Source organism: Crocosphaera sp. XPORK-15E, assembly GCF_034931425.1.
Classification (GTDB): Bacteria; Cyanobacteriota; Cyanobacteriia; order Cyanobacteriales; family Microcystaceae; genus UHCC-0190.
Genome location: NZ_JAYGHQ010000007.1, coordinates 181767 through 195551 on the forward strand (window position 1 = coordinate 181767; position 13785 = coordinate 195551).

General features: G+C 38.4%; 13 protein-coding genes and 1 pseudogene. 5 read left to right on the forward strand and 9 right to left on the reverse strand.

Annotated elements, in window-relative coordinates:
- Positions 1-61 precede the first annotated feature (61 nt).
- Positions 62-1417 (forward strand): cytochrome c biogenesis protein, encoded by a 1356-nt coding sequence (locus VB691_RS09320; RefSeq protein ID WP_323291209.1) that lies wholly within the window; start codon positions 62-64, stop codon positions 1415-1417.
- A gap of 28 nt (positions 1418-1445) precedes the next feature.
- Here VB691_RS09320 and VB691_RS09325 read toward each other — a convergent pair whose 3' ends face one another.
- Genes VB691_RS09325 through VB691_RS09335 form a run of 3 tightly spaced genes read right to left on the reverse strand, consistent with a single transcriptional unit; the run spans position 1446 to position 3548 of the window.
- Entirely contained in the window at positions 1446-1949 is a 504-nt protein-coding gene (locus tag VB691_RS09325; protein WP_323291210.1) for a tetratricopeptide repeat protein, read from the reverse strand.
- A 27-nt stretch (positions 1950-1976) separates the two neighbouring features.
- Positions 1977-2591, reverse strand: a complete 615-nt coding sequence (locus tag VB691_RS09330) for an esterase/lipase family protein (protein WP_323291211.1) — start codon at positions 2589-2591, stop codon at positions 1977-1979.
- A gap of 21 nt (positions 2592-2612) precedes the next feature.
- On the reverse strand, positions 2613-3548 hold the full coding sequence (locus tag VB691_RS09335; RefSeq protein WP_323291212.1) for a hydratase: 936 nt from the start codon (positions 3546-3548) through the stop codon (positions 2613-2615).
- Between the two features lie 280 nt (positions 3549-3828).
- On the opposite strand from VB691_RS09335, the gene VB691_RS09340 reads away from it, so the two are divergent.
- Positions 3829-6315: a phospholipid carrier-dependent glycosyltransferase gene (locus VB691_RS09340; RefSeq protein ID WP_323291213.1), complete on the forward strand. Its 2487-nt coding sequence runs from the start codon at positions 3829-3831 to the stop codon at positions 6313-6315.
- Positions 6316-6366: 51 nt separating this feature from the next.
- On the opposite strand, the gene VB691_RS09345 is transcribed toward VB691_RS09340, so the two are convergent.
- The 5 genes from VB691_RS09345 to atpD form a co-directional block, all read right to left on the reverse strand.
- Complete coding sequence (locus VB691_RS09345) at positions 6367-6660, reverse strand: acylphosphatase (RefSeq protein ID WP_323291214.1); 294 nt, start codon at positions 6658-6660, stop codon at positions 6367-6369.
- 22 nt (positions 6661-6682) lie between these two features.
- Entirely contained in the window at positions 6683-7069 is a 387-nt protein-coding gene (locus tag VB691_RS09350; protein ID WP_323291215.1) for a cyclic nucleotide-binding domain-containing protein, read from the reverse strand.
- Positions 7070-7153: 84 nt separating this feature from the next.
- The gene (locus VB691_RS09355; RefSeq protein WP_323291216.1) at positions 7154-7798 is read right to left on the reverse strand and encodes a histidine phosphatase family protein; all 645 of its coding nucleotides are present in this window, start codon (positions 7796-7798) and stop codon (positions 7154-7156) included.
- Between the two features lie 64 nt (positions 7799-7862).
- The gene (gene atpC / locus VB691_RS09360) at positions 7863-8273 is read right to left on the reverse strand and encodes an ATP synthase F1 subunit epsilon (protein WP_323291217.1); all 411 of its coding nucleotides are present in this window, start codon (positions 8271-8273) and stop codon (positions 7863-7865) included.
- Positions 8274-8353: 80 nt separating this feature from the next.
- The gene (gene atpD, locus VB691_RS09365) at positions 8354-9805 is read right to left on the reverse strand and encodes a F0F1 ATP synthase subunit beta (protein WP_323291218.1); all 1452 of its coding nucleotides are present in this window, start codon (positions 9803-9805) and stop codon (positions 8354-8356) included.
- 342 nt (positions 9806-10147) lie between these two features.
- On the opposite strand from atpD, the gene VB691_RS09370 reads away from it, so the two are divergent.
- Positions 10148-10273, forward strand: a complete 126-nt coding sequence (locus VB691_RS09370) for a hypothetical protein (RefSeq protein WP_323291219.1) — start codon at positions 10148-10150, stop codon at positions 10271-10273.
- Between the two features lie 12 nt (positions 10274-10285).
- Positions 10286-11008, forward strand: a pseudogene (locus tag VB691_RS09375) (DUF262 domain-containing protein); the annotation flags it as partial.
- Positions 11009-11258: 250 nt separating this feature from the next.
- Here the strand turns inward: VB691_RS09375 and VB691_RS09380 are convergent.
- Complete coding sequence (locus tag VB691_RS09380) at positions 11259-12551, reverse strand: D-alanyl-D-alanine carboxypeptidase/D-alanyl-D-alanine-endopeptidase (RefSeq protein ID WP_323291220.1); 1293 nt, start codon at positions 12549-12551, stop codon at positions 11259-11261.
- A 163-nt stretch (positions 12552-12714) separates the two neighbouring features.
- On the opposite strand from VB691_RS09380, the gene plsX reads away from it, so the two are divergent.
- The gene (gene plsX, locus VB691_RS09385; protein ID WP_323291221.1) at positions 12715-13761 is read left to right on the forward strand and encodes a phosphate acyltransferase PlsX; all 1047 of its coding nucleotides are present in this window, start codon (positions 12715-12717) and stop codon (positions 13759-13761) included.
- The last annotated feature ends 24 nt before the right edge of the window (positions 13762-13785 follow it).

Sequence of the window (13785 nt, forward strand, 5' to 3'; positions counted from 1 at the left end):
AATAATAAGCCAATAAACAACGACAATATTGATATCAAGAAAATCCTCATTAAGCGAATTTATGACTGCATCTGATCCCCCAAAACTTCCTGATAACTTATCCTGGCCACAACAAAGTTTACGCAAAGTAATTAAAACTGTGGCTGATTTGCGTTTGGCAATTATTCTCCTATTAACTATAGCCCTATTTAGTATTAGTGGTACGGTGATCGAACAGGGAGAAACTTTAACATTTTATCAAGAAAACTACCCAGAAAATCCGGCTTTATTTGGCTTTTTAAGTTGGCAAGTTATTTTAGTATTGGGTTTAAATCATGTTTATACAACCTGGTGGTTTTTATCCCTTTTAGTGTTATTTGGTACGAGTTTAACCGCTTGCACTTTTACCCGTCAATTTCCTGCATTAAAAGCGGCCCGTCACTGGAATTTTTATCAGCAACCTCGACAGTTTGAAAAGTTAGCTTTGAGTACGGAATTAGAAATTAGTGAACTCACTCCTATTATTCCTATTTTAGAAAAAAAAGGGTATAAAACCTTTCAAGAAAATCAAGCCATTTATGCAAGAAAAGGCATTATAGGAAAAATTGGACCAATTGTAGTTCATGCTGCTATGTTAATTATATTAGGGGGTGCAATTTGGGGCGCATTAACTGGATTTTTGGCACAAGAAATGATTCCCAGTGGGGCAGCATTTAAGGTTAATAATATTATTGAAGCTGGCCCTTTATCTGCACCACAAATTCCTAAAGATTGGGGAATTTTAGTCAATCGTTTTTGGATTGATTATACTCCTGATGGTAATATTGATCAGTTTTATTCTGATCTTTCAGTTATTAATGAAAAAGGGGAAGAATTAGATCGTAAAACAATTTATGTTAATCAACCTTTGCGCTATCATGGGGTAACTTTTTATCAAACAAGTTGGGGAGTTGCAGGGGTTAAAGTTCAAGTCAATAATAGCCCAATTTTTAACATTCCTGCGGCCCCATTAAATACCAATGGACAGGGCAAAATTTGGGGGACTTGGATACCCACAAAACCTGATTTAAGTGAAGGGGTTTCCTTATTAACTAGGGACTTACAAGGAACCATGATGGTTTATGATACTAAGGGGAATCTTTATGGTGCAGTCCGTGCTGGAATGGCCATTGATATTAATGGTGTCACCCTAAAAATTCATGAATTAATTGGTAGTACAGGTCTACAAATTAAAGCTGATCCTGGGATTCCCTTTGTGTATACTGGGTTTGGGTTATTAATGATCGGGGTGATCATGAGTTATGTTTCTCATTCACAAATTTGGGTTTTAAAAGAAGGCGATCGCTGTTATTTTGGGGGTAAAACTAATCGGGCCCAAGTGATTTTTGAACGAGAATTATTGGGAGTTGTTGATGAATTAAATTTGGCTAAAAATTAACCAGATAGAGACGTTGTATATAAGGTTTCTATAACCAAGCTAACCCCCCTAAAATAATCAATAATAATCCCAATGCTACCCAAATAAAAGCATTATCTTCAGTATTTATTTTGCTTAAGTCTTCTAATTCCAGAGGAGGTTTTTCTGGGGGTTTAGATGTGGGTTTTGCTTGTAAATAACTGGGGTTATCTGTTGCTTCTGGGTTGGTATTGGGAATTTTAGTCATCCAAGCATCAGGACGCTTTAATTTTGGGGCTTTAAGAATGTATAATACTTGTTGACTTTGTTGACGAATTTCTAAGTTAGGATGACGAGTTAATTCTTCACAAACCGCGATCGCATCCTCTAAACGTCCCACTCCTTGATAAGCAGTCACCAAAAACATTTGTACGTCTCCTCCTAAGCGTGAAGATAGGTTAATTAATGCTTTTGCTTCTTCGAGGGTTTGGACACTCAAGCGATATTGTCCCCGTTGTAATAAATCTTGTCCCGCTTGATATTTAAGGTAAAATTGTTCTAACTTATCATCCATTTTTTGCTGATTTTACCGAGTATTTAACTAATTTTTTACCATAGTAACAGATTGAGATAAAGACTGGGAGAGAATGTTTAAAAGTCTGGTATCTCTTACCATCCATTCATGACTAAAAACAGGGATTTTAATTTCTGTTCCTAGATTTATTTTAGAACTATGAGCAGGAAAAATCATCAAATCATAGGGAGTCCAAATAATCGTAATATTGAGATGACTTAATGTCTCATGAATATCTTTATTTAAGTCTTGCAAAAATTGACTATTCGGACGCATTTGTTTAATTCCTGGACGAGATAAAGCATAAGCGGTTAGAGTTCCATTATTTGGTGCAGAAATACTAATATAACGATGAACCCGATCAATTCCTCCAAGACGTTGTAAGTAGTAACGGGTGATAATTCCTCCCATACTAAACCCAATTAAATCAAGGGGTTGGTTGGGTTCAAAATTATTATTAATATAATGGTTAACTTGTTCTGCTAAGATGTCAAGGTGGCCATCACCATTATTTGGTTGTAGGTTAAAACTATGGACTGACCAACCTAAATTAGTGAGATAATTAGTCATGGTATTAAACTTATTAACTGTGTTGTAAAGTCCATGAACTAATAATACAGGATTGCGTTGATTGTGATTCATGTTTTTGCTTGTTTTCCTCTACTATTCAAATATAACATATATTTCAGTTGTCTTGTTTTGTTCTAACCCTTGATATTTGGCAGTGATTGTTTTACCTGGTTTTACAGGAATTAAAGGAGTCATACTACCTAATGACAATAAGTCACCTTTCTTTAATATTTTTCCTTGATTGTTTGAGGTTTCTTTGATCCAAAATACAGACTTAAGCGGATCACCTAACAAAGCTTTACTATCTCCTTGTGCGATAATTTCTCCTGATTCATCAATTAGGGTAATTTGAATATTCATGAGTTTATCTGTTGATAAAGTAATAGGTTTTCCCACAATTCCTAATCTTGCACCCACATTAATAGCGATTAATTTTTCTCCGTTTAATTGTACGTTTTTATCATAAACTAGATCAGGTAATTCAAGAAAAGGAATCACTGCATCGAGATATTTTAAGGTTTCTTCAGGGGTTTTTGCTTCATTGATTTTTTCACTACTTACTCTAACTATTAAATCTCCTTCTATCATAGGTATTGCCCCAAATTTTGCTGGAACTTTTGCCCCAGATGGTAGTAACATTTGCTCTAATAATCTGCCTAAAACTGGTTCGGAAACTTTAAACATTTCCTGCGCTTTAGCATTAGTTAAACCTGCTTTATATCCTATGATATTACCTTGAGAGGGAATCAAAAGCTGAATTAATTGATCTTGAATTTCTTGCGCTTGCTGTAGGGTAAGAGAATAGGTGAAATTTGCAATAGCTTTTTTTTCTCGATAAGCATTGACTAGAATTTCGACAATTTTTTGTGTCTCAACTGATGATAAACTTAACCAAGGTAAATCATCTAAAAAATTATGTTTAGTGTCAACAGGAGACTTTTTAAATTCCCAGAATTTTGGGTAAGCAACCGCAGAAAAATGATTTAATAGAAGAAATGAAAATAACAACAATAATTTGAGTTTATTCATGAGAGATAATTCATGCTTAGGTTGATTAAAGATGATAAATACTGTAACATAGGCTTCTAGCTTGTGACAGTCTAGAAGACTGTGTTACTTTTCAAGAGTAAATTCTTACAATAACTAGCGCAACGCGGTGGAAATAACCCACCAGTTACAAAATCATATAATCCTTACAAATCCATATTTTTGCCTTTTGCCTTTTGCCTTTTGACTTCCGCGTAGCGGCACTAGCCATTTGTCTAAGTTTAGGGTAATAATAATCAATTATAGAATAATAAACTGTCCTATGCCCCGTCAAAAATTTGTCTTAAGTCAAACTCATATTTGGATAATTCTAGGACTAATATGGTTAGGGAGTAATGTCTGTGATCGCCTCTGGTTAATTTTAGATCATTCTATCCCTGCTTGGGATCAAAGTAATCATTTAAGCAAATCTTTGCAATATGTAAATGCGTTAACCTCCCCTCAATTATTAGATGGAGAATGGTGGCGTAGTTTTTGGATGTTATCAACTAAATATCCTCCTATTACCTATATTTTGGGCGCATTTTTTCAAATAATATTTGGGTTAGGTAATGATCAAGCTTTATTGACAAATCTACTTTATAGCGCAATTCTAATTATCTCAGTTTATACCCTTGGAAAAACCTTATTTAGTCCCCAAGTTGGGTTATGGGGTGCAGGGTTATCGATGTTATTTCCGCGCTTATATCAAACTCGTTTACAGTTTCTCCTTGATACCCCATTAATGACGTTTACTATTGCTTGTTTTTGCTGTTTAACTCTCTGGAAATTACAAAAAACTAGACAAAAACAGTGGTTATGGACAGTAATTTTTGGACTCGGTTGGGGACTTGCTTTGTTAACAAAACAAAGTATCATGTTTTTTCTTATTACTCCTTTGTTATGGTTGGGAATTAGTTATATATGGCAACGAAAGTGGGAAAGAATATTACAATTAATTGTGAGCTTTATTATCTCTAGTTTACTGTGGTTTCCTTGGTATAGAACTAACTGGATTTATTTATTTAGTACCGTACAAAATTCTAATGCTATTCCTGCAACTTATGAGGGTGATCCTCCTCTTAATACCTTAGCAGCTTGGACATATTACTGGCAAGATTTACCCTTAGCAATGGGGTGGGTATTATTGATTGTTCCCTTGGTTGGTTTACTCTTACATCTCTTAGGAAAATTCCCAGGAATTAACGAAGATATTGATAGTAAAAGAGCTATTAAAGGAATTAAATGGTTAGGTATTTATTTTGTAGGTTCCTATTTTGTTTGTTCGGCAATATTTAATAAAGATACTCGCTATATTATGTCCTATCTGCCAATCTTAGCGATAGTTTTAGGCTATTTTTTAACCCTATGGCGAGGTAAATGGGAACCTGTTAGATGGATAAGTGTTATGGTTGCTATTATGGTAATGATTACTAATTTATTTCCTATTTCTGGTACTGAGCAGCTATCTTTATTATTAAGTCCTGGGGTTTCCTTTCGACCATATTTAGGTCAAGAAATTTCCGTTTCTGATATCATTAAAACTGTTCAAAAAACCACCCCTTATCAAATTGCTAATTTAGGGGTAATTGCTAATACTGATTCCATTAATCATAATACCCTTAATTATTATGGTCAACTCGCTAATTTTCAAGTCTATGGACGAGAATTAGGTAATAAAGAAGATTATATCCTTCAGGATAGTAAATCTTTTGATTGGTTTGTTAGTAAAACAGGAGATAATGGGTTTGCTAGAGATAATCAATTAGCCTTTGCTAAAACCTTAGAAAATAATCCCAATTTTTCAGTCATTAAAACTTGGGAAATGCCTGATAAAAGTTGGGTTAATCTCTATCAGCGCAAAGAGCAATCAATTATAGTTGAAAGTTTGCCTAAAGCACTTGATAAAATTAGACTAGATAAAGTCATTATTCCTGCTCAAGCTTCTCCTAATTATCCCATTCCTATTACTTACGAATGGTCAGGAAATGGGCAAGATTTAAAAGAAGGAATTGTCTTACTTTCTTGGTATCCTGAAACATCAAAAACATCAGAAATTGCTTGGATACATGATCATGGTATTGGTAAGGGAATGCTATATGGAGACTTAGACAATAATCAAGGTTTTAAAGTAATTGAAAATCTCGCCATGCTTCCTGACAAAAATCTTACTAATGGTGACTATAAATTACGAGCAATGTATCTGAATCGTAAAACCAATAAAACATACTTAATTCCTGTTCCTGATGTTACCTTAACCCTTGATAATAATGCCCCTGCTATTATATCTCCTGAATTAGATTTAGGAACTCAATTAAGAGAAATTTCCTTAAATTTAGCCCAAGGAATGCCAGGATTAGATACAATATTTAGTAAGGTAGGCCGTTTTAATCAATATGATCCCATTCAAGACTATCTCAAACAAACAGAAATCGCTCTAAACTATCGCTTAGAAAATGATCCAGGAAACCATCAACTAAATTGGACTTATGGGTTAGTATTATCTCAGGTTTTACAGGAAGATCCCCAAGGAGCGATCGCAGCTTTAAAACAACTAATTAAACTTGACCCCAATAACCCTTATCATCATGCTTATTTAGCGTTTATTTATCTCTACAATTGGCAACCAAAGGCAGCAGAAACCGCCTTAAGACCTGCTCTTGAACAGCAACCAAAAGTTGAAGAATTTCAGGCTTTAGCGGGCATTTCTGCGGTGATGCAAGGCAATTTTATTAAAGGATGGCAAATCTTATCATCATTATTATCGTAATAAAACGTAAGGTGGGCATTGCCCACCCTACAATAAAATATAAATTTATAGCTAAGATGGGGTTTCTCTAACCTCAAACCCTTGAAATAACTGGGGTTCTAAAGGTTTTACGTCTACATCTGTTACCTGAGCATGACGAGGCCCCTGATGACACCATTGCACCATCTGTTCAATTATTGGTTTATCCCCCACAAAAACCGCCTCTACCCGTCCGTCAGCCAAATTTCTGACCCATCCCCTAATTCCCAGTTTTCGAGCCTCCTGTACCGTTCCATAGCGATATCCGACCCCTTGGACTTTTCCATTAATTAAAACATGGACAAAAATTGTGTCACTGTTGGTCATTTTCTCTCAATTATCCCTGGTTTTAAATATTACCTAAACCATCCATCACTCGTTTTAAACGACGATGACGATCCGAATAACTCCGCATGACTTCTAAAGCAAACATCGGGGTTTGTTGAACAGCAAAAAGAAAATGTTCTCGATCTAAAAAAGCAAGTTTACAGTTAGTTTTTGCCACCGCAGTAGATGCTCTTAAATAATCTTCATGAACCAGGGCCCCTTGTCCAAATACATCCCCTTGTTTAATAACTTCAATAACTTTGCCATTAATCAACATTTCGATTTCTCCTTCCACGATGCCATACATTATCTGACCTTTCTCTCCTTCCCGAAAGATGATGTCCCCTGCTGGGAAAGTTTGTTCAGATTGAGATTCAAAAAGCTTAACGGTTTCAATGGGGTTTAACATGAGTTTAAGTCCTCAAAAAATAAAGGTTAAAAAACGATAGAAAATGGAATTAATCAATCTTGTTTGTTAATGATCTTACCCTGATTAGGTATTCGGTAAAGAACGTAAATAATCATTAAGATGAGAGCGATCGCCAATAAAATGAATTAGGGGGCCACTTATGGTTAATTCTACCAAACTCAGGGCCGCAACGGGCATCAAAAAGCGATCACGATAATATTTAATATCAATGCCAAGTAATCCACATAACATAATACGAATTGTGGCTTTATGGGAAACAATTAAAATGTTACCAGTCTGATAAGTTTCTTCAATTTCTTGAAGAACTTGGGAACTGCGACGGGCAATATCGATCCCCCTTTCACCTTCTGGGGGAGCATTCCAAGCAGGATCAGTTAACCATTTGACATAGAGATCATGATATTGCTGATCAATATCTGTAGGGTGCATTCCTTCCCACTTACCATAACCAATTTCTTGTAATCCTGGGCGTAGTTGCATCGGCAACCCTACTACGTCACATAAAGGCTTAGCTGTTTGTCTAGTGCGATATAAAGGACTAACATAAATCGCTGTCCAGGGTACGTTAGCGTAAGTATCAGCAAAAGCTTGAGCCATTGCTTGCCCTTCAGGGGTTAATCCTGGATCATTTTCCAATTTACCGCAGTATCCCCCAGTCTCACTGTAGGCGGTTTGTCCATGACGGAGAAAATAAAGCATTAAACTCATAGTGTCAAAAAATAAGGACAGAGTGCAATTCTCTGTCCTGAGCTTAAGAAACTGAACTAAAGGATTAAACTAAACCACCAGACGCTTGAAGACGCGCTCTGGCACGTTTAAACGCGGTAGCCGCTTTAATTTGTTCCCGACGTTCTGTTCCCTTATTAGCTTCCTCTAAACGGGTCTGAGCCTCAGAAAATTCGGCTTTGGCTTCCTCTTTATCAATGGCTTCACCCACTTCAGCAGCACTAACCAAGACTTTAATTTCGTCTTGTTCGACTTCAGCAAAGCCACCCATCACCACAAGACTTTTCCATTCTTTATCAGGACGAACCCGCATCACCCCAATATCGAGGGCAGTTAAAAGAGGAGCATGGCCAGTTAAAATGCCCAATTGGCCAGAGGTACTGGGTAAGATCGCTTCTTGGACATTGCCGTCCCAAACGGTCTTATCTGGGGTAATTACACGAACTGTTAAGGCCATATTAGTTATTAATTATCAGTTATCAGTTATTCCTAGGGGTCAACGGCCGTTGACCCCTAAATCAGCGATCGCTCAATCAATTAAGCTTGCTTGAGTTTTTCGGCTTTAGCTTTAGCTTCGTTGATGTCACCTACCAGGTAGAATGCCTGTTCAGGTAGATCATCTAATTCCCCATTAAGGATCATTTGGAAGCCTTTGATGGTGTCTGCTAAGGAGACATATTTACCAGGAGATCCGGTAAAGACTTCTGCCACAAAGAAGGGTTGAGACAAGAAACGCTCAATTTTACGGGCCCGATCTACAGTCCGACGATCTTCTTCGGATAATTCATCTAAACCAAGAATGGCGATGATATCCTGTAATTCTTTGTATCGTTGTAGGGTAGACTGTACGGCGCGGGCTGTATTGTAGTGTTCTTCCCCAACAATATTGGGCTGTAACATGGTGCTGGTAGAATCTAAGGGATCAACCGCAGGATAAATCCCTTTAGAAGCCAAGCCACGGGATAATACAGTGGTTCCGTCCAAGTGAGCGAAGGTTGTCGCAGGGGCGGGGTCGGTGAAATCATCCGCAGGTACGTAAACCGCTTGAATGGAGGTAATAGAGCCTTCCTTGGTGGAGGTGATCCGTTCCTGTAAGTCTCCCACGTCGGTTCCTAGGGTGGGCTGATATCCAACCGCAGAGGGCATCCGGCCTAAGAGTGCAGATACTTCAGATCCAGCTTGAATGAAGCGGAAAATATTATCAATAAACAGTAGTACGTCTTGCTTGTTGACATCGCGGAAATATTCAGCCATGGTTAAAGCAGATAGACCCACCCGCATTCTTGCTCCAGGGGGTTCGTTCATCTGTCCATAAACCAGAGCAATTTTGGATTCATTGAGGTTCTCAGCGTTAATTACGCCAGATTCGATCATTTCGTTGTAGAGGTCATTCCCTTCGCGGGTACGTTCCCCCACTCCACCAAACACGGATACACCCCCGTGTTGAATGGCGATGTTGTTGATCAACTCCATCATAATAACGGTTTTACCCACACCCGCTCCGCCAAACAGACCAATTTTTCCACCCTGACGATAGGGGGTGAGTAGATCGATCACCTTAATTCCAGTTTCAAACACCTGGGGTTTGGTTTCTAAATCGATTAATTTAGGAGCAGGGCGGTGAATAGGAGAGGTTTCTGAGGTTCCTACTTCTCCTCTTTCGTCTACGGGTTCCCCTAAGACGTTAAAGATACGACCTAAAGTCGCTTTACCAACGGGAACACTGATGGGTGCGCCTGTATCAATAACATTCATGCCTCTGACCATGCCGTCAGTACCACTCATCGCAACGGCGCGAACTTGGTTGTCACCTAGTAATTGTTGGACTTCACAGGTGACGGAAACTATGTTCCCTGCGGGGTTTGTACCTTCTACTTTCAGGGCGTTGTAGATACGGGGTAATTTGCCACTGGGAAATTCAGCATCGACTACGGGGCCGATGATCTGGGTGATTTTACCAACGCTTGTTTGTTCTGTTGTAGCTACCATGCTTATTTGTCTGTTTGGGGATTAGCGTATAATTTGGCTGAGAGAGAATCTGTAATGTTATTTTTGCCACCCTATAGATTACCACTTCTGGGCCATTGGGGGAATATGTCCGAAGTCATTCGTCAGAAGCGATTTTTAAAATCCCAAGGAAGCTGGAAGCTCAACTATACCTTTTACGGTTAGTTGGGGTATTTCACTGGTAAAATTATAAAAAAAACAAACAGATAGCTATTTTTGTATATCTTACTGTTTACCGAAACCGATTATGCTTTATGGCTTGAAGAAACCATTGATCTATAACCCAACCTACAAGATCGCCCTAATGATGTTAGGTCAAATGCAATGAACTTATTAAAAGACGTTACAGACAAAACAAAAGAATATCGTACAGATAGTTATCCCATGTCTATTGGTGAAATTATTAGTCTTTATAAAGATGGCGAAATGATGATTAACCCTGATTTTTAGCGTTACTTTAGATGGACTATTGATCAAAAAAGTCGTTTTATAGAATCTATTCTACTGGGTATTCCTATCCCTTCAATTTTTGTTTATCAAAGAAAAGAAGATAGTGTTTGGGAATTGGTTGATGGACTGCAAAGAATTTCGACAATTTTAGAATTTGTCGGAGAATTAAAAGATGAAAATGGACAGTCAAAATCTTATTTAGTTTTAAAAGGAACTAAGTCATTACCTAGTTTAGAAGGTGTTCAGTGGGAAAAGGCTGAAGATGAACATCATAATTTACCCAATCCTCTGAGAATTGACTTTAAGCGAGCTAAAATGCAAGTCCAAATTATCAAAAAAGAATCCGATAAAAACGCAAAATTTGAGGTCTTTGATCGCTTAAATACAGGAGGCTCATTTTTATCTTATCAGGAAGTGCGTAATTGTCTTTTAATTATGCTTGACAAAACACTCTATATCTGGTTGTTAGAACTGGCAACCAATGAAAATTTCCAAAGTTGTATTTCAATTTCAGATCGATTAAAAGAGGAACGTTATGATATGGAATTAGTGCTGAAATATTTAGCAATTTCGGATATTAATTTTGAACCGAAAGAATTTAGTAAAAAAGAAGTAAATGAATATTTAACTGATTACCTTACGGAGTTATGTGAATCGAAATTATTTGATCGTGATCTTGAAAAAAGAAAATTTGAAAAAATCTTTTCATTATTCATGAAATTATCACAACTTTAATGAGAAATATTAAAGATGATATTTTAAATGCGGCAATCACTGAACGATATAAAAGACTTCAAATTAATTATTCTGAATGACGAAACCCAACAATTCTAGGTTTTTGTGCTGAAAATAAAAAATAAACAAGTTAGAGGGTATCTATAAACGTAACTCTTTTTAATGGTGGGTTACGGTGGATAATTAATTAACAAATTAGTTATATATGTTATCGCCACCTAACCCACCCTACGCAAGTGATAATTGATTTTTAACTTTCATTCGTAAGATTACGTTTCGGATCACCTAACGGGACTTTTTCAGTGGTTTTTACGGGAGAAATTACAGGCATAACTTGCCAATGTTTAGCTAATCTTTGTAATAATTTATCCTGTTCCACCCGAAACCGATCCACATTCGGGCCATGATTAATAATCGAGAACCAAACTTGACCCCGTTCCTTCGTGGGGATCACACCCGCTAAGGCACTGACTTGGGCCAGGGTTCCCGTTTTCACCGCTACCCCATCAGGAATATTGCGCCATTGTACTGTTCCGGTGGTTTCTCGTCCCGCCATGGGGAATAAATCAGCTACTGTTAAGGGATTATCTTTTAATTTATCTTCGATCGCCATTAACATTCCGACAGAGGCCCTTGGAGAAATGCGATTTTCCACCCCTAACCCTGAGCCGTTAATTAACTGCACTTCGTTGGGTTCAATGTTAGCCCCTTTAGCCGCCATTTGGGACACCACAGCCGCACCACCGACAGATTGAGCTAACATCTCAGCCATCGCATTATTACTATACAGATTCATTTGTTTGAGGAGTTCAGCCAGGGTTAAAGATTGATGACGGAAAAGTAATTTAGCCGTTTCTGGGAGATTATCTTGTGTTTGTACCTTGCCTTTGATGGTAATTTGAGGACGAGGGGTTTTAGGGGGTAAAGCTTGATGTTGTTGTTTAATTAGGGGAGTCCAACGACTAGAATTAAACGCTAATTGTAATAATTCCCCAGAAATTTGGGGAGCATCCTTGAAATTCATATAAAAATTATCAACAATAATTAAATTCCCTGTAACTTCTCGAATCCCTAATTCATTTAGTTTGTTACCAAGGGCGATCGCTTCTTCCCAAACAAACAAGGGATCACCACTGCCCTGAATAATTAAATCCCCGTTTAACACCCCATTGCTCAGGGTTCCCTTGCTATAAATCTTGGTTTCAAAACGGTGTTCCGTTCCCCAAGTTTCCAAAGCTGCTAAAGAAGTAGCAATTTTGGTTAAAGAAGCAGCAGAAAGAGGCATCTTAGCTTGATGATCCCCTAAATAGGCCCAATCTGATTGAATCCAGATCCCTTGTTGCTCAGGGGAAAATCCCAGGGACGCTAATTCTTTGAGATAATCAGCCACAATCGACTCTACCACAGGATCGCTTTGGGTAGGGACATCAAAGACTTTGGCCTCTTGCCAAGCCACCACAGGAACTGTTTTCAGAGAGGGTTGATTTTGTCCCAAAACATTAGCCAATAAACTGCCCAAAGCAAATCCGAGTAATTCTTGCATTCTAAAACCTCCTCACAATGCGATAATCTGAATTAACATTGACCTTTATGGATCATTTCTCTTTTAGCATTATTTGCTTAGCTAATTGGAGAATTCTGAATTCTTGATTCAGAATTTTTCAAGGCTTCTGTTAAAATTTTGAAGGCTTCTATCACTTGGACCAATGGCAGCAAATCGCGCAAGAATTGCAGTAGACGCTATGGGGGGGGATCACGCCCCTGATGAAATCGTCGCCGGAGCGATCCGAGCGTCTGAAGAACTGGATGTAAAAATTTTGTTGGTCGGCGATCGCCAACAAATTGAAGCATCCCTCCAACATCACACCCAAGCACCCAATCTCGAAATTGTCGATGCGGATGGGGCGATCGCCATGCACGAAGGAATCACGGAACTTCGCCGCAAACCCAAAGCCTCCATTAACGTCGCAATGGATTTAGTTAAACAAAACCGGGCTGATGCAGTTGTTTCTGCGGGCCACTCAGGGGCAGCTATGGGAGCCGCTACCTTAAGATTAGGTCGCCTCAAAGGAATTGACCGTCCGGCGATCGGTGCCGTTTTCCCCACCCTCTTGGCCGGTAAATCAGTGATTATTTTGGATGTAGGGGCCAATGTAGATTGTCGCCCCAAATATTTAGAACAATTTGCCCTGATGGGGACAATTTACAGTAAATATGTCATGGGGGTTGATGCTCCTAAAGTGGGATTACTCAACATTGGCGAGGAATCCAACAAAGGCAATGATCTCGCTTTACAAACATATCAACTATTAGAAGCAAACAAAACTATTCCCTTTATCGGTAATGCGGAAGGTAGAGACGTTCTCTCTGGTCGATTTGATGTCATTGTTTGTGATGGCTTTGCAGGTAATGTCCTGCTCAAATTTGCGGAAGCGGTTGGGGAAATTTTATTACAAATTATCCGTGAAGAATTGCCTCAAGGGTGGCGGGGTTTACTGGGAACCGCTATTCTCAAACCTAACCTCAAAAAACTCAAACAGCGGGTCGATCATGCTGAACATGGGGGCGCGTTGTTATTTGGGGTAGCAGGGGTCTGTATTATTAGTCATGGTAGCTCTCAAGCTCCTTCGATTTTTAATGCCGTTCGCCTGGCTAAAGAAGCGATTGATAATCAGGTCTTAGATCGGATTCAAGCCTATGGAGAGGCTATCCAACCAGATAACGTCAATCCTTCCGTAATGATCAATGAGTAAATCAGACAGTTAGCCAAGGGAAGG

Excerpts from the sequence above, each read along its gene's own strand:
- VB691_RS09320 (WP_323291209.1), top strand. The coding sequence starts at position 62 with ATGACTGCATCTGATCCCCCAAAACTTCCTGATAACTTATCCTGGCCA.
- VB691_RS09325 (WP_323291210.1), bottom strand. The coding sequence starts at position 1,949 with ATGGATGATAAGTTAGAACAATTTTACCTTAAATATCAAGCGGGACAA.
- VB691_RS09330 (WP_323291211.1), bottom strand. The coding sequence starts at position 2,591 with ATGAATCACAATCAACGCAATCCTGTATTATTAGTTCATGGACTTTAC.
- VB691_RS09335 (WP_323291212.1), bottom strand. The coding sequence starts at position 3,548 with ATGAATAAACTCAAATTATTGTTGTTATTTTCATTTCTTCTATTAAAT.
- VB691_RS09340 (WP_323291213.1), top strand. The coding sequence starts at position 3,829 with ATGCCCCGTCAAAAATTTGTCTTAAGTCAAACTCATATTTGGATAATT.
- VB691_RS09345 (WP_323291214.1), bottom strand. The coding sequence starts at position 6,660 with ATGACCAACAGTGACACAATTTTTGTCCATGTTTTAATTAATGGAAAA.
- VB691_RS09350 (WP_323291215.1), bottom strand. The coding sequence starts at position 7,069 with ATGTTAAACCCCATTGAAACCGTTAAGCTTTTTGAATCTCAATCTGAA.
- VB691_RS09355 (WP_323291216.1), bottom strand. The coding sequence starts at position 7,798 with ATGAGTTTAATGCTTTATTTTCTCCGTCATGGACAAACCGCCTACAGT.
- atpC (WP_323291217.1), bottom strand. The coding sequence starts at position 8,273 with ATGGCCTTAACAGTTCGTGTAATTACCCCAGATAAGACCGTTTGGGAC.
- atpD (WP_323291218.1), bottom strand. The coding sequence starts at position 9,805 with ATGGTAGCTACAACAGAACAAACAAGCGTTGGTAAAATCACCCAGATC.
- VB691_RS09370 (WP_323291219.1), top strand. The coding sequence starts at position 10,148 with ATGAACTTATTAAAAGACGTTACAGACAAAACAAAAGAATATCGTACA.
- VB691_RS09380 (WP_323291220.1), bottom strand. The coding sequence starts at position 12,551 with ATGCAAGAATTACTCGGATTTGCTTTGGGCAGTTTATTGGCTAATGTT.
- plsX (WP_323291221.1), top strand. The coding sequence starts at position 12,715 with ATGGCAGCAAATCGCGCAAGAATTGCAGTAGACGCTATGGGGGGGGAT.